Consider the following 14,143-nt stretch of genomic DNA (forward strand, 5'->3'; position numbering starts at 1 on the left):
GTTCCTCCGGTGCGGTGCGGGGTTCCCCCGGTCCGGTGCTGCGTCCGTCACGGCCCCTCCTCCAGCGCGTCCCGCACCTGCCCCACCGTCAGCCACGGCTGCGGCGCCAGGACCTTGGCCACCTGGGGCGCGAAGGCCGGCGAGGAGACCACCACCTCGGCGGTCGGGCCGTCCGCGACGATCTCGCCGTCGGCGATGACGACGACCCGGTGGGCCAGCTCCGCGGCCAGTTCCACGTCGTGCGTGGCCAGGACGATCGCGTGCCCCTCGGCGGCGAGGGCGCGCAGGATCCCCACCAGGCGGTGCTTGGCCGCGTAGTCGAGGCCGCGGGTCGGCTCGTCGAGGAGGATCAGCGGCGGGCGCGCCGTCAGCACGACCGCGAGGGCGAGCGCGAGGCGCTGGCCCTCCGACAGGTCGCGCGGGTGCGTCGTGCCGGGGACGTCCGGCAGGAGCCGGGAGACGAGCGCGCGGCAGGTGCCCGCCTCCGCGCCCGCGTCGCCGTCGGCCGCCGTGCACTCGGCCGCGACCGTGTCCGCGTACAGCAGGTCGCGCGGCTCCTGCGGTACGAGGCCCACGTGGCGCAGCAGTTCCGCCGGGGGCGTGCTCTGCGGGGCGACGCCGCCCACGCGCACGGAGCCCGCGGCGGGCTTGTGCATGCCGACGAGCGTGCGCAGCAGCGTGGACTTGCCCGCGCCGTTGCGGCCCATCAGCGCGACCGTCTCCCCGGCCCGTACGGACAGGTTCACGTCGCGCAGCGCCACCAGCCGGCCGTGCCGGACGGCGAGCCCGGCGGCGGCCGCGGCGGGGGAGGGGCCGGTGTCCGCCGTGCGGCGGGCCTTGCGCAGGAAACCGGCGCGGCGGGGGCGGGCCGCGACGCCCTCCGCGCCCTGCGGGGCGGCCGTGGCCGGAGGCGCCAGCGGGGCCAGCCGCTCCCGCAGCGGCGGCGCCATGCGGCGCGCGTCCCGTACGGACAGGGGGAGCGGCGACCAGCCGGCGAGCCGGCCCAGGTCGACGACGGGCGGGTGGACCGGCGACACCGCCATGACCTCGGCCGGCTCCCCCATGACGGGGGCGTGCCCGGGGCCGGGCAGCAGGATGACGCGGTCCGCGTACTGCACGACCCGCTCCAGCCGGTGCTCGGCCATCAGGACCGTGGTGCCCAGGTCGTGGACCAGGCGCTGCAGGACGGCGAGCACCTCCTCGGCCGCGCCCGGGTCCAGGGCGGACGTCGGCTCGTCGAGGACCAGCACCTTCGGGTGCGTGGTCAGCACCGAGCCGATCGCGACGCGCTGCTGCTGGCCGCCGGAGAGCGTGGCGATGGGGCGGTCGCGGAGGGTGGCGAGGCCCAGCAGGTCGAGGGTCTCCTCGAGGCGGCGCCGCATGGTGTGCGGGGGGATGCCGAGGGACTCCATGCCGTACGCGAGTTCGTCCTCGACGGTGTCGGTGACGAAGTGCGCGAGCGGGTCCTGGCCCACGGTGCCGACGACGTTGGCGAGTTCGCGCGGCTTGTGGGTACGGGTGTCGCGGCCGGCGACGGTGACGCGGCCGTGCAGGGTGCCGCCGGTGAAGTGCGGGACGAGGCCGCTGACGGTGCCGAGGAGGGTGGACTTGCCGACGCCGGACGGGCCGACGAGCAGGCAGAGTTCGCCCTCGGGGACGCTGAGGTCGACCTCCTGGAGCGAGGGTGCCTCGGCGTCGTCGTAGGTCACCGACACCTGCTCGAAGCGGATCACTTGGGCTCCTCGGGGGTGGGGGTCTCGGTGGTCTTGGCACCGCCGGGCTCCCCGGCGGGGGCTGAGCGCCGTCGCGGCGGGAGACCCTCCGGGGGCTCGCCGCCGGACCCGCGGGGGCCGGGGCGCAGCCGCGGGGAACGGTGGAGGGGCGGGGCCGGGGCATCTTCTCCCGCCGCAGCGGTGCTCCGCCCCCACCGGCCTGCCCGGCGGTGCCCGGCCGCCTCCGGTTCGGTGGCATCCGGCCCGGCCGCCTCCGGTTCGGTGGTACCCGGTCCGGCTGCCCGCGGCTCGGTAGCCCCCGGTCCGGTAGTCCCCGGTCCGGCTGCCCGCCGCTCGGCAGGGCCCGCCCCGGCGGCTCGCTGCACGCGCCCCGAGCGCCCCGCCCCGGCGGCCGCATCCCGTGCGCCCCCGCCGGGCGGCGCCGGGGCCACGAACGCCGGGAGCAGGCCGATCAGGATCGCCGCCGCCGGCCACACCGGCAGCTGCGGCGCCGTCAGCGGCACCGCCGGCGGGTGCAGCGCGGCCGCCGCGTAGGTGTTCGCCTGGATCATCAGGGCCGCGACCGCCACGCCCGAGCCCGACACCAGCCAGGCCCGTACGTCCCACCGGTCCGGCCGGTAGCGCGTGCGCACGGAGCGGCGGCCGCCCAGCCACAGGCCGGCCAGCGCGGCGGCGAGGCCGGCCAGCAGGACGGGCATGCCGTAGCCCGCGCCCTGGTCGGCGAGCAGCCCGTACGTGCCGGCGCAGACGCCCATCAGGCCGCCCAGCGTGAGCGCGCTCGTGGTGCGGCGGACCGCGCGCGGCACCCGGGCCGTGCGGCCGTAGCCCCGCGCGTCCATCGACGCCGCCAGCGCCACGGAACGCTCAAGAGCGCCCTCCAGCACCGGCAGGCCCACCTGCAGCAGGGCGGCGAGGCCGTGGTCGGGGCGCCCGCGCAGGCGGCGGGCGGCGCGCAGCCGCTGGACGTCGGCGACGAGGTTCGGCGCGAACGTCATCGCGACGACGACCGCGACACCCGCCTCGTACAGCGCCCCCGGCAGGGACTTCAGCAGCCGCGCCGGGCTGGCGAGCGCGTTGGCCGCGCCCACGCACACCAGCAGCGTGGCCAGCTTCATACCGTCGTAGAACGCGAAGAGCAGCCCCTCGGCCGTCACCCGGCCGCCGAGCCGCACGCCCCGCGCCCAGTCCGGGAGCGGCACCTCCGGCAGGACGAAGAGGGTGTGCGTGCCCGGGATCGGGGAGCCCAGCACGGTCGCGAAGACGAGCCGGATGCCGATGACGACGAGGCCGAGCTTGAGGAACGCCCCGTACGAGCGCGCCCAGGGCGCGTCCGTGCGCCGCGCGGCCACGACGTAGCCGGCGACGGCGATGAGCAGGCCGAGCAGCAGGACGTTCGTGGTGCGGGAGGCCGCCGCGGCCAGGCCGAGTGCCCACACCCACCAGGCGCCCGCGTGCAGCGCGGAGGCGCGCGAGGTGAGCGGCGCGCCCCCGGTGCCACCGCCGGCCCCGGCCCCGGCCCCGGCACTCGCCCCGCCCCGCGGCGGCTTTTTCCTGTCGCTCATCCGCGGCGTCGGCGGGCCTGCCAGAAGGCCGCGGCGCCTAGGACGACCACGGCGGCGATGCCGCCGATCAGGCCGGCCGAGGGCCCGCCGTCCTCGTCGCCGGAGCCGGAGCCCGTGCCGCCGGAGTCTTCGCTCCCGGTCGGGCTGGGCTGTGCGCTCCCGCCCCGGGACTCCTTCTTCGCGCCGCCGACCTGCTCGCCGCAGCCCGTTCGCGGGTAGCCGGCGATGGCGCACAGCAGGGCGGAGGAGTCGTAGCGCAGCGGCTTGGCGACGGCGGCCAGCGCTTCGCCCGCGCTCGCGTCCTCGCCCACCCGGGCGCAGGCGGTACGGGCGGCGGGCGGCGTCTCGCCTTCGGGGGCGTCCGCGGCCGTGCCGAAGTCGAGGACGACGGCGACGCGCTTCGTACCGTCCTGGGCGGGCGTGCCGGCGCAGACCGCCGCGAAGTCCGCGGCGGCGCGCGGCTTCGCGGCGTCGGAGGAGTCCGCGCTGACAGCGAACCGGAACCCGACGGCCTCGCCGTCACCGGGCCGGGCCGTGGCCGGTCCCTGCGTGGCGTATGCCCACTGCCCGCCGGAGCCCTGCCAGAACGACCAGTACCGGTACCCGGCGGCCTGCGCGGGGGCGGCGCCGAGGAGGGTGAGGAGCACGGCGGCGACCGCGGCGGCCACGCCGCCGCGTGCCACCGTGCCGCGCGTCACCGTGCCGCGTGCCGCAGCGGCTCGGGTCACAGCTGCTGCTTCTTCTTGCGGCCGCTGATCAGGAAGCCGATGCCGGCGCCGAAGGCCAGGCCGACACCCACGATCCACCACACGTTGATGGTGACGGAGTCGTCGTCCTTCTTCTCCTCCTCCGTCCCCATGCCGCCGGTGGCCTTCTTCTCCGGGGCCGGGCCGGTGGCGTTCAGCTGCTCCACCAGGTCGGTGCCCGCGAAGTCGTGCGGGTTGCCGCCCGCGGCACGGGTGGCCAGGATCAGCTTGGCGAGACGGCCGGGCTGGCCCTTGGCCCACTCGGCGGTGCCGCTCTCCTTGGACTGCAGCCACTTCAGGGGCTTCTCGGCGGCCGAGCGGTGGCCGCCGGCGGCGAGGGCGAGGGCGGCGTCGGCGGTGTTGCCGTGGTCGGGCTTGGCGGGGGCGCCGGGCATGGACGGCAGCAGGTAGCCGCCGTTCTTGTCCATGGTGGCCACGAGGTAGCCGTCGACGGCCTCGGCGGCAGCGGCGGCGTCCTTGGGCTTCGCCTGGGCGTCGCCGGAGCACTCCAGCGGCTTGACCGGCTGGTCGGCGTCCTTCTTCGGGGGCTGGACGAGGTAGCCCTTGCCGCGCGTGGCGAGCGCGGCGGCGGCGCTGGCGAGGTTGTCGGCGCGCAGCCCCTTGTCGTCCTTGAGGTACGCGAACGCGCCGCGCTCGCCCTCCTCCTTCGCGTCGCAGCCGAGCTGGAAGGTCAGCAGCGTCTCGGTCGCGTTTTTATCGTTTCTGCCGCCCTTGGCGGCCTCCTTGCCCGGGTCCTGGCCGGCCGCGGCGAACGCGCCGAGCGCGATGGAGGTGGAGTTGGCGTCGCTGGGGCTGCCGGCCTGGTAGCCCCAGCCGCCGTCCTCGTTCTGGTGGGCCTTGAGCCAGTCGAGGCCCTTCCTGACGGCCTCCGAGCGGCCTCCGGCGGCGGCCAGGCCCTGCACGGCCGCGGCGGTGGCGTCCGTGAACTCGTCCTTCTTGGGGTCGCACGCCTTGCCCGTGTCGGCGCGGTAGCCGGGGAAGCCGCCGTCCGCGCACTGCTGGCCGGTGAGCCAGTCGACGGCCTCCTTGGCCGGCGTGACGTTCACCGCGCTCTGCGCCATGAAGGCCAGGGACTGCCGGAAGACGCCGTCGAACTTGGGGTCCGCCGTGCCGTAGAGCCCGGGGGCGGCCGGGGACGGGGAGGCGTCGGCGACGGCGGCGGGGACCACGGCCGTGCTCAGGGCGGCGGCGGTGGCCAGGACCGCGGCGCCGCGGCGCGCGTGGACGACGAGGGAGGGGGCCATGGGGTCGTGCCTCTCGGGTGGGTGTCACTGCGGTGGCCGGCGTGCCGGGGTGCGCGGTGGCGCAGCCGGGCGCGGCTGCCGCCCCGCGAGCTCCGCGCGGTGGCACCGGGCTCGGCTCCGCATACCTCGACGGTGCCGGTGGACCGGGCGGCACCGCCAGGCGGTACGACCGGCTCCGGAAGCCTGCCGCCTGGCCCGGGTGGTCCGGCTCGTACGGCCGTGCCGGGCGGCGGGCCGTAGTCACGGTTGCGGGTCAGCGCCGGATTTGCACCGGCTTCCCCCGTTCCGAGGCGGGATGAAGTTGTCACGGACACTTTAACCGGCCGGGTCGGGGCCCGGTCGTCCCGGCGAGCCCGCCGACCCGTTGCCCCGGCGCCGGAGGAGCTGCTAACTGTCTGATGCAGCGTCAGATTCGACGCTCGGGGCTCCGCAGACGCGCGGGAGGCATCGGACATGAACCGGGACCTGAACCGGGACGGGAACGGACTGATCGAGCACGGGCAGCTCTTCATCGGCGGCACCATGACCGACCCGGCCGGCCGCGCCGTCATCGACGTCGTGTCGCCGCACACCGAGGAGGTCATCGGCCGCGTCCCGCACGCCTCGCGCGAGGACGTCGACCGCGCCGTGGCCGCGGCCCGCACCTCCTTCGACTCCGGGATCTGGGCGGACCGGCCGGCGGCCGAGCGCATCGAGGTCGTCACCCGGATCAAGGACGGCATCGCCGCCCGGCACGAGGAGCTGGCCCGCGCCGTCTCCGCGCAGAACGGCTCCCCCTACTCCTGGAGCGTCCTCGCCCAGGCCCTCGGCGCGATGATGGTGTGGGACTGCGCCATCGCCGTCGCCCGCGACCTGCCCTGCGAGGAGCGGCGGGCGGGCGCCCTCGGGCCGCTGCTGGTGCGGCGCGAGCCCGTCGGCGTCGTCGCGGCCGTCGTGCCGTGGAACATGCCCCAGCTGGTGGCCGCGGCCAAGCTCGCGCCCGCGCTGCTGACCGGCTGCTCGGTGGTGCTCAAGCCCTCGCCCGAGACGCCCCTGGACTCCTACCTGCTGGCGGAGATCGTCACCGAGGCGGGCCTGCCGGAGGGCGTGCTGTCCGTCCTCCCCGCGGAGCGCGAGGTCAGCGAGTACCTCGTCGGCCACCCGGGCGTCGACAAGGTGGCCTTCACCGGCTCGGTCGCGGCGGGCAAGCGCGTCATGGAGGTCGCCGCGCGCAACCTCACCCGCGTCACCCTGGAGCTCGGCGGGAAGTCCGCGGCGATCATCCTGCCGGACGCCGACCTGGACGCGGCCGTCGCCGGCATCGTCCCCACCGCCTGGATGAACAACGGCCAGGCGTGCATCGCCCAGACCCGCATCCTCGCCCCCCGCGCCCACTACGCGGAGCTGGCCGAGCGCTTCGCCGCGGCCGCCTCCGCCCTCGTCGTCGGCGACCCCCTCGACCCCGCCACCCAGGTCGGCCCGCTCGTCGCCGAGCGGCAGCGGCGGCGCTCGCTGGAGTACATCGCGCTCGGGCAGCGCGAGGGCGCCAAGGTGCTCGCCGGCGGCGGCCGGCCGGCGGACCACGGTACGGGCTGGTACGTCGAGCCCACCCTCTTCGGCGACGTCTCCAACGCCATGCGGATCGCCCGCGAGGAGATCTTCGGGCCGGTGATCTGCCTGCTGCCCTACGACACCGAGGAGGAGGCCGTGCACATCGCCGACGACTCCGACTACGGGCTCTCCGGCAGCGTCTGGACCCGCGACACCGAGCGCGGCATAGAGGTCGCCCGCCGGGTGCGCACCGGCACGTACTCGGTCAACACCTTCGGCCTCGACATGTTCGGCCCCTTCGGCGGCTACAAGAACTCCGGCCTGGGGCGGGAGTTCGGGCCCGAGGGCTTCGCCGAGTACCTGGAGCACAAGACGATCCACCTGCCGGCGGGGCACGGCGGGCCGGCCGGGGGAGAGGCGTGAGCGGGGAGGGCGGGCGCTGGCGCGTGCGGGTCGACCGGGGGCTGTGCGTGGGCTCGGGGATGTGCGCGGGGAACGCGCCGGAGGCGTTCGCGCTCGACGCGGGACGGCGCTCGCGCCCGGTCGCGGAGGAGACGGACGCCTCCGGCCCGCTGTTCACGGCCGCCGAGAGCTGCCCGGTGGAGGCGATCACGATCAGCGTCCTGGACACGGGTGAGCCCGTCTTTCCTCCGGACTTCCCTCCGGAGGAGTGAACCCGGAGCGTGTGCAGCAACGCCGTTCGCACGCACGCGCGTTGTTACTCATGCGTTCCGCACACTTCCTTGATGACACATGTGACTGGCCGGTCCCCTCACGGCGTGGAAATCTCTAGGCAACGCAGCCGAGGGGGGCGACGATGGACGCGCGGTACGAGGTCTACTGCCTGGCCGACAGGCACTTCTACGAGACCCCGGACCGGCTGTCCGTCCCGGGGGCGGGCGGCGAGGGATCCCAGGAGGCGGGCTGGTACGAGACCGCCCGCCGCCCCGCCCCCGCCGGCTGGAGCACCGCCCGCCACGGCGACTGGCTCCACGTCTTCCCCGCCGGGGAGGACGGCGGCCCGCGGCCCGGGCAGCCCCTCCAGGGCTGGAAGATCCACGTCTCCGCCACCGCCGACACCGCGGACAAGACCGCCGCCGACGTCTGGGACTACTGCGTCGCCCGGGACATCCCCTTCAAGTTCGTCCCCGGCCCCCACCTGCTCCACCTGCGCAACAACAAGTACGCGGAGCGCGGCCACAGCGGGAAGTTCGTCACCGTCTACCCCTCCGGCGAGGAACAGCTGCACACCGTCCTCGCCGGGCTGCACGAGATCATCGGAGGCCGCCCCGGCCCGTACGTCCTCACCGACCTGCGCTGGCACGAAGGCCCGCTCTACGTCCGCTACGGCGCCTTCACCCGCCGCTTCTGCATCGACGGGCGCGGCTCCCTCGTGCCCGCGATCGAGGACGGGGACGGCAAGCTCGTCCCCGACTCCCGCAACCCCGCCTTCCACGTCCCCGCGTGGGTGACGCTGCCCGCCTTCCTCGCCCCGCACCTCGCCGCGCGCAACGCCACCACCGTCGCCGACCTGCCCTACCGCATCGAGAAGGCCCTGCACTTCTCCAACGGCGGCGGCGTCTACGCCGGCACCGACACCCGCGACGGCCGCAAGGTCGTCCTCAAGGAAGGCCGCCCCCACGCCGGGCTCGCCGCCGACGGGGCCGACGCCGTCGCCCGCCTGGAGCGCGAGAAGGACGCCCTGGAGCGGCTCGCCGGCCTCGGCGTCGCCCCCGAGCCGCGGGACTGGCTCACCATCGGCGACCACCGCTTCCTCGTCATGGACTTCGTCGAGGGCAAGCCCCTCAACTCCTTCTTCGCCCACCGCCACCCGCTGCTCGCCGCGGACCCGGAGCCCACCGCCACCGCCGACTACACCGCGTGGGCGCTGCGCATCCACCGCGCCGTCGAGGAGGCCGTCGAGAAGGTCCACGCGCGGGGCGTCGTCTTCAACGACCTCCACATGTTCAACATCATGGTCGCGCCCGGCGAAGACTCCGTCGTCCTCATCGACTTCGAGGCCGCCGCGCCCGCCTCCGAGCACGGCCGGCAGGTCGTCGCCCACCCCGGCTTCTTCGCCCCGCCGGACCGCCGCGGCGCCGACGTCGACCGCTACGCCCTGGCCTGCCTGCGGCTCGCCCTCTTCCTGCCCATCACCACGCTCTTCGTGATCGACCGGGCCAAGGCGGCCCACCTGGCCGACGTGATCGCCGGACAGTTCCCGGTGCCGCGGGAGTTCCTCGACGAGGCGGTCGCGGAGATCACGCGCGGGGCCGCCCCGGAGGAAGCGGCCGCGCCCGCCCCCGCCGAGGCCTCCGGCCCGCCCGGACGCCGCACCCGCACCCTGGCCCCCGGCGCCGGCCGCGCCCTCGCCCCGCACGACCTGCCCGACCCCGCCGAGGACTGGCCCCGCGCCCGCGCGTCCATGGTCCGCGCCCTCCTCGCCTCCGCCACGCCGGAGCGCGACGACCGCCTCTTCCCCGGGGACATCGCCCAGTTCGCCGAGGGCGGCGGCCTCGGCCTCGCCCACGGCGCCGCAGGCGTCCTGCACGCCCTCGCCGAAGCCGGCGCCGAGCGCTACGAAGAGGGCGAGCGGTGGCTGCTGCGGCACACGGCCCCCGTCCCGTCCGGTACCCCGCTCGGCCTCTACGACGGCCTCGCCGGCGTCGCCTGCACCCTCGACCGGCTCGGCCACACCCGGCGTGCCCTGGACCTGTCCGGGCTCATGCTCGGCGAGCAGTGGCAGCGCCTCACCTCCGACCTGCGCAGCGGCCTGGCCGGCGTCGGCCTCGCCCTCGACCACCTCGCCCGCACCACCGGCGAACGCCAGCTCCACGACCAGGCCGTCGAAGCCGCCCAGCTCCTCGCCGACCGGCTCGCCGCCGCATCCTCCGGCCGGGAGGACGACGCCGGCGCACCCCGCCGGCGCGCCGGCCTCCTGCGCGGCGCGAGCGGGCCCGCCCTGCTCTTCCTGCGGCTGTACGAACGCACCGGCGCCCCCGCCCTCCTCGACCTCGCCGAGCAGGCCCTGCGCACCGACCTCGCCCGCTGCACCCGCACGGACAACGGCACCCTCGAAGTCGACGAGGGCTGGCGCACCATGCCCTACCTCGGTGACGGCAGCGCCGGCATCGGCATGGTCCTGGACGACTTCCTCGCCCACGCCCCGGACCCCGACCCGTACTTGACGGAAGCCCGCGACGACATCCTCACCGCCGCCCGCTCGCGCTTCTACGCCCAGCCCGGGCTGTTCCAGGGCCGGGCCGGGATGATCCTGCACCTCGCCCGCACCACCGCGCCCGGCGCGACCGCGGAGCACCTCGCCGCGCAGGTCCGCGGGCTCTCCTGGTACGCCATGTCCTACCAGGGCGAACTCGCCTACCCCGGCAGCCAGATGATGCGGCTGTCCATGGACCTCGCCACCGGAACGGCCGGCTGCCTGCTCGCCCTCGCCGCCGCCCTCGACGACGACGGCGCCCGGCCCGCGGGCCCCGCGCAGCTGCCGTTCCTCCCGCCCCCACCAGGGCCCCGAAGCCGGCTCCATGCCGTTGTGGAGCCGTAGCAAGAAAACGCAAGTGGCACGTAGCAACAGAACAAGAGAAACCGAACCCCGTCCCCACGGGAACCCCACGAAAGGAACACGACCATGGCGCTCCTCGACCTGCAGAACATGGAGTCCGACGAGAACACCGGCGGTCACGGCGGCGGCGGCCAGAGCACGGTCAGCCTGCTCTCCTGCGTCAGCACCGCCAGCGTGCTGATCTGTCTGTGATCCGGCACCGGATCCGACGCTGATCCGGCACCGGGCGGGCCCCTCCTGCGACGAGGGGCCCGCCCGGGTCCGCTTTTCCCCTACGGATGGTACGGACGCGAGGGCCACCGATCCATGGCACACACCCGCACCGCCACGGCCTCCGCCGGAGACCGGCTGCTGCTCGGCACCACCCGGCACAGCGCCGGCCGCGCCGCCGCGCTCGCCCTCCTCGCGGTCGCCTCCACCGGAGCCGCGCTGCTGCTGCCCGTCACCCTCGGCCACACCCTCGACCTGCTCCTCGCCCGCCGCGGCGCCGACGCCGGCCGCTGGGTCGCCCTGTGCGCGCTCCTCGTCGCCGGCCCCGCCGCCCTCGACGCCCTCACCGAACTCCTCACCGGCACCACCGCCGCCCGCGCCACCGCCCGGCTGCGCCACCGGCTCCTCGGCCACGTCCTCGCCGCGGGCCCGGCGGCCGGCGGCCGCTTCCCGCCCGGCGACCTCGTCACCCGCCTCGTCGGCAACGCCGCCGACACCGGCACCGCGCCCGCCACGCTCGCCCACGCCGCCGCCTCCGTGGCCGGCCCCGTCGGCGGGATCGTCGCCCTCGGCCTCATCGACCCCTGGCTCGCGCTCGCCTTCCTCGCCGGCGCCCCCCTGCTCGCCGCCCTCCTGCGCGCCTTCACCCGCGCCTCCACGGACTGCGTCGCCCGCTACCAGCAGCTCCAGGGAGACATCGCCGGGCGCCTCGTCGAAGCGCTCGGCGGCGCCCGCACCATCGCCGCCGCCGGCACCGCCGCCCGCGAAGAGGCCCGCATCCTGCGGCCGCTGCCCGGGCTCTCCCGCGAGGGGCACCGCATGTGGCGCGTCCAGGGCCGCTCCACGGCCCAGGCCGGCACGCTCGTGCCGCTGCTCCAGATCGCCGTCCTCGCCGTCGCCGGCTTCCGGCTCTCCCAGGGCCTCCTCACCGTCGGAGACCTCCTCGCCGCCTCCCGCTACGCCGTCCTCGCCACCGGCGTCGGCATGCTCGTCGGCCACCTCAACGCCGCGGCCCGCGCCCGTGCCGCGGCCGCCCGCGCCGCGGAGGTCCTCGCCGTGCCCGAAGTCCCCTACGGCGAGCGGAGCCTGCCGCCCGGGCCGGGCACGCTGGAGCTGCGGGGGGTGAGCGTCGTGCGGGGCGGGCGCAGCGTCCTGCAGGACGTGAGCGTGACGGTGCCCGGCGGGACGTCGCTGGCCGTCGTCGGACGCTCCGGCAGCGGCAAGTCCGTCCTCGCGCAGGCCGCCGGCCGGCTCACGGACCCCGACGCCGGCACTGTCCTCCTCGACGGCGTCCCCCTGCCCGCCCTCCGCCGCGACGACCTGCGCCGCGCCGTCGGCCACGCCTTCGCCCGGCCCGCGCTGCTGGGCGGCACGGTCGGCGGCACGATCGGCTTCGGGGCGGTCACGCCGGGGCGCGGGGCGCGGGAGGCCGCGGCACGGGCGGCGTGCGCGCACGACTTCGTACGGCGCCTCCCGCGCGGCTACGACACGCCCTGCGCGGACGCCCCCCTCTCGGGCGGCGAAGCCCAGCGCCTGGGCCTCGCCCGCGCCTTCGCCCACGCGGGCCGCCTCCTGATCCTGGACGACGCCACGTCCAGCCTGGACACGGCGACGGAACGCCGCGTCACGGCAGCCCTGCACGCGGCGGCCGCCCCCACGCGCGTCCTGATAGCCCACCGCGTGACCACGGCCGCGAGCACGGACCGCGTCCTGTGGCTCCACGAGGGGAGAGCACGGGCGGTGGCCCCCCACGCCGTGCTGTGGGACGACCCGGAGTACAGGGCGGTCTTCGATGCCTGAGGCGACGTCATGACCGCCGACCGGGCCGGCGGGGGCGGGCCGCCGCGGCGGCCGCTTCCCTTGCGCCGCGACGGCGAGTCGTCCCGCGGCGGGTCCCGGCGGTGCCGGGCCGGCCTCGGCTGTCCCCGGGGTCCGGCGGTGGTGCCGGGCCGGTTGCTGGAGCCGACGGAACGTCAGCCGCTTCCCTTGCGCCGCGACGGCGAGTCGTCCCGCGGCGCGTCCCGGCGGTGCCGGGCCGGCCGCAAGTGTTCCGCCGATGCAGGAGGTCCCCGTGACACCCGTTGAGCCCGGGCTCGTCCGGCGAGGGGTCCGGTACCTCACCGGGCGGCGGCGCGTCGTCGCGGCGCTGCTCGCGTGGTCCGTCGTGGAGGCCGGGCACACCTTCGCGCTGGGGTACGCGCTGGCCGAGGCGCTCGACGGGGGGTTTCTCGCCGGGCGGCCCCGCACCGGGCTCGCGTGGCTCGGGGTAGCCGCGGTGGCCGTGGTCGCCGGGGCCTACGGGACCGGGCGCACGTACGGCGGCGTCGCCGGTCTCGTGGAGCCCTTCCGGGACGGCCTCGTGAGGACGGTCGTCTCCCGCGCCCTGCACCGGGGCGACACCGCGGCCGTCTCCCGGCTGACGCACCAGGTGGAGATCGCCCGTGACGCCTTCGCCGGCCTGGTCATGGTCTCGCGCTCCTTCGTCTTCACCGCGGCCGGCGCCCTGACGGGCCTGTTCCTGCTCGCGCCCCCGCTGCTGGCGGTCGTCGCGCCGCCCCTCGTGCTCGGCCTCGGCCTGTTCCTGGCGACGCTGCGCCCGCTGGCCCGCCGCCAGGAGGCGTACCTCGCCGCGGACGAGGCCCTCGCCGCCGCGCTCGGCGACGTCTTCTCCGGCCTGCGCGACGTCACCGCGGCGGGCGCCGAGCCCCGCGTCCGCGCGGAGACGGGCGCGCTCACCGACGCCGCGCTGCACGCCTCCCGTGCGCTCGCCCGCTGGTCCGTGGTGCGGGTCGTGGCCCTGGCCCTGGCCGGTCAGCTGCCGCTGGTGCTCCTGCTGGCCGGGGCGCCGTGGCTGCTGGACCGGGGCGTCACCGCGGGCGGCCTGGTGGGCGCGCTGGCCTATCTGACGCAGTCCCTGATGCCCGCGCTGCAGAACCTCGTCCACGGCCTCGGTACGAGCGGCTCGCGCCTGGCCGTGGTGGTGCGCAGGCTGACGGAGCGGGGCCCGGCGGTCACCGGGTTCGCGGACGTTCCCCCGGCCGCCCCGCCGTCCGCCTTCGCCTCGGCCCCGGCCCTCGAACTGCGCCGCCTCACCTTCGCGTACGGCGACCGCGCCGACCCCGTCGTACGGGACCTGGACCTGACGCTGCCCCGGGGCGCGCACCTCGCGGTCGTCGGCCCCAGCGGCGCCGGGAAGTCGACGCTGGCCGGGCTGGTCGCGGGCCTCCTGCGCCCGGGCGGCGGCGAGGTCACCGTGGGCGGCGCCCGGGCGGGCACGGCGGCAGCCGCCGCGCAGCGGGTGCTGATCCCGCAGGAGGCGTACGTGTTCTCGGGGACGCTCGCCGACAACCTGGGCTATCTGCGCGCCGCCCCCGTCCCGGAGGAGGAGCTGCGGGCGGTCGCGGAGGCGCTCGGCATGGAGGAACTCGTCCGCCGCGCGGGCGGTTTCGCGGCCCCCCTCGCCCCGGCGGAGCTCTCGGCGGGGGAGCGGCAGCAGATCGCCCTGGCCCGGGCGTAC

The 14,143-nt window shown here is 76.6% G+C and carries 8 protein-coding genes and 2 pseudogenes; 6 read left to right on the top strand and 4 right to left on the bottom strand.

Translation table 11 applies throughout. The features are described 5' to 3' along the window. Positions 1-47: 47 nt before the first annotated feature. The 4 genes and pseudogenes from NQU55_RS09895 to NQU55_RS09910 form a co-directional block, all read right to left on the bottom strand. Positions 48-1,733 carry an ABC transporter ATP-binding protein gene (locus tag NQU55_RS09895; RefSeq protein WP_256790270.1) on the bottom strand — a complete coding sequence of 562 codons (1,686 nt, stop codon included), beginning with the start codon at positions 1,731-1,733 and terminating at the stop codon, positions 48-50. A gap of 413 nt (positions 1,734-2,146) precedes the next feature. Then, positions 2,147-3,295, bottom strand: a pseudogene (locus tag NQU55_RS09900) (energy-coupling factor transporter transmembrane component T family protein); the annotation flags it as partial. Beyond that, entirely contained in the window at positions 3,292-3,978 is a 687-nt protein-coding gene (locus NQU55_RS09905) for an SCO2322 family protein (protein ID WP_256790299.1), read from the bottom strand. The pseudogene NQU55_RS09900 and the gene NQU55_RS09905, both read right to left, overlap by 4 nt. Before the next feature lie 41 nt (positions 3,979-4,019). Then, positions 4,020-5,306, bottom strand: coding sequence for an SCO2321 family membrane protein (locus tag NQU55_RS09910; RefSeq protein ID WP_168096857.1), 1,287 nt, complete (start codon positions 5,304-5,306; stop codon positions 4,020-4,022). 453 nt (positions 5,307-5,759) lie between these two features. Between NQU55_RS09910 and NQU55_RS09915 the strand changes: the two genes are divergently transcribed. The 6 genes and pseudogenes from NQU55_RS09915 to NQU55_RS37075 form a co-directional block, all read left to right on the top strand. Continuing rightward, entirely contained in the window at positions 5,760-7,259 is a 1,500-nt protein-coding gene (locus NQU55_RS09915) for an aldehyde dehydrogenase (protein WP_256790272.1), read from the top strand. Beyond that, positions 7,256-7,510 (top strand): ferredoxin, encoded by a 255-nt coding sequence (locus NQU55_RS09920; RefSeq protein ID WP_168094930.1) that lies wholly within the window; start codon positions 7,256-7,258, stop codon positions 7,508-7,510. The genes NQU55_RS09915 and NQU55_RS09920 overlap by 4 nt, the downstream gene beginning before the upstream one ends. 143 nt (positions 7,511-7,653) lie before the next feature. Next, entirely contained in the window at positions 7,654-10,398 is a 2,745-nt protein-coding gene (gene lanKC / locus NQU55_RS09925) for a class III lanthionine synthetase LanKC (RefSeq protein WP_168094929.1), read from the top strand. An 84-nt stretch (positions 10,399-10,482) separates the two neighbouring features. Then, positions 10,483-10,608, top strand: coding sequence for a SapB/AmfS family lanthipeptide (locus tag NQU55_RS09930; protein ID WP_058044643.1), 126 nt, complete (start codon positions 10,483-10,485; stop codon positions 10,606-10,608). Between the two features lie 114 nt (positions 10,609-10,722). Further along, on the top strand, positions 10,723-12,426 hold the full coding sequence (locus NQU55_RS09935) for an ABC transporter transmembrane domain-containing protein (RefSeq protein ID WP_168094928.1): 1,704 nt from the start codon (positions 10,723-10,725) through the stop codon (positions 12,424-12,426). A 1,117-nt stretch (positions 12,427-13,543) separates the two neighbouring features. Then, a pseudogene (locus NQU55_RS37075) lies at positions 13,544-14,122 on the top strand (ATP-binding cassette domain-containing protein); the annotation flags it as partial. Between the last annotated feature and the right edge of the window lie 21 nt (positions 14,123-14,143).

The sequence above is a fragment of the Streptomyces telluris genome, from assembly GCF_024519335.1.
Lineage (GTDB): Bacteria > Actinomycetota > Actinomycetes > Streptomycetales > Streptomycetaceae > Streptomyces > Streptomyces telluris.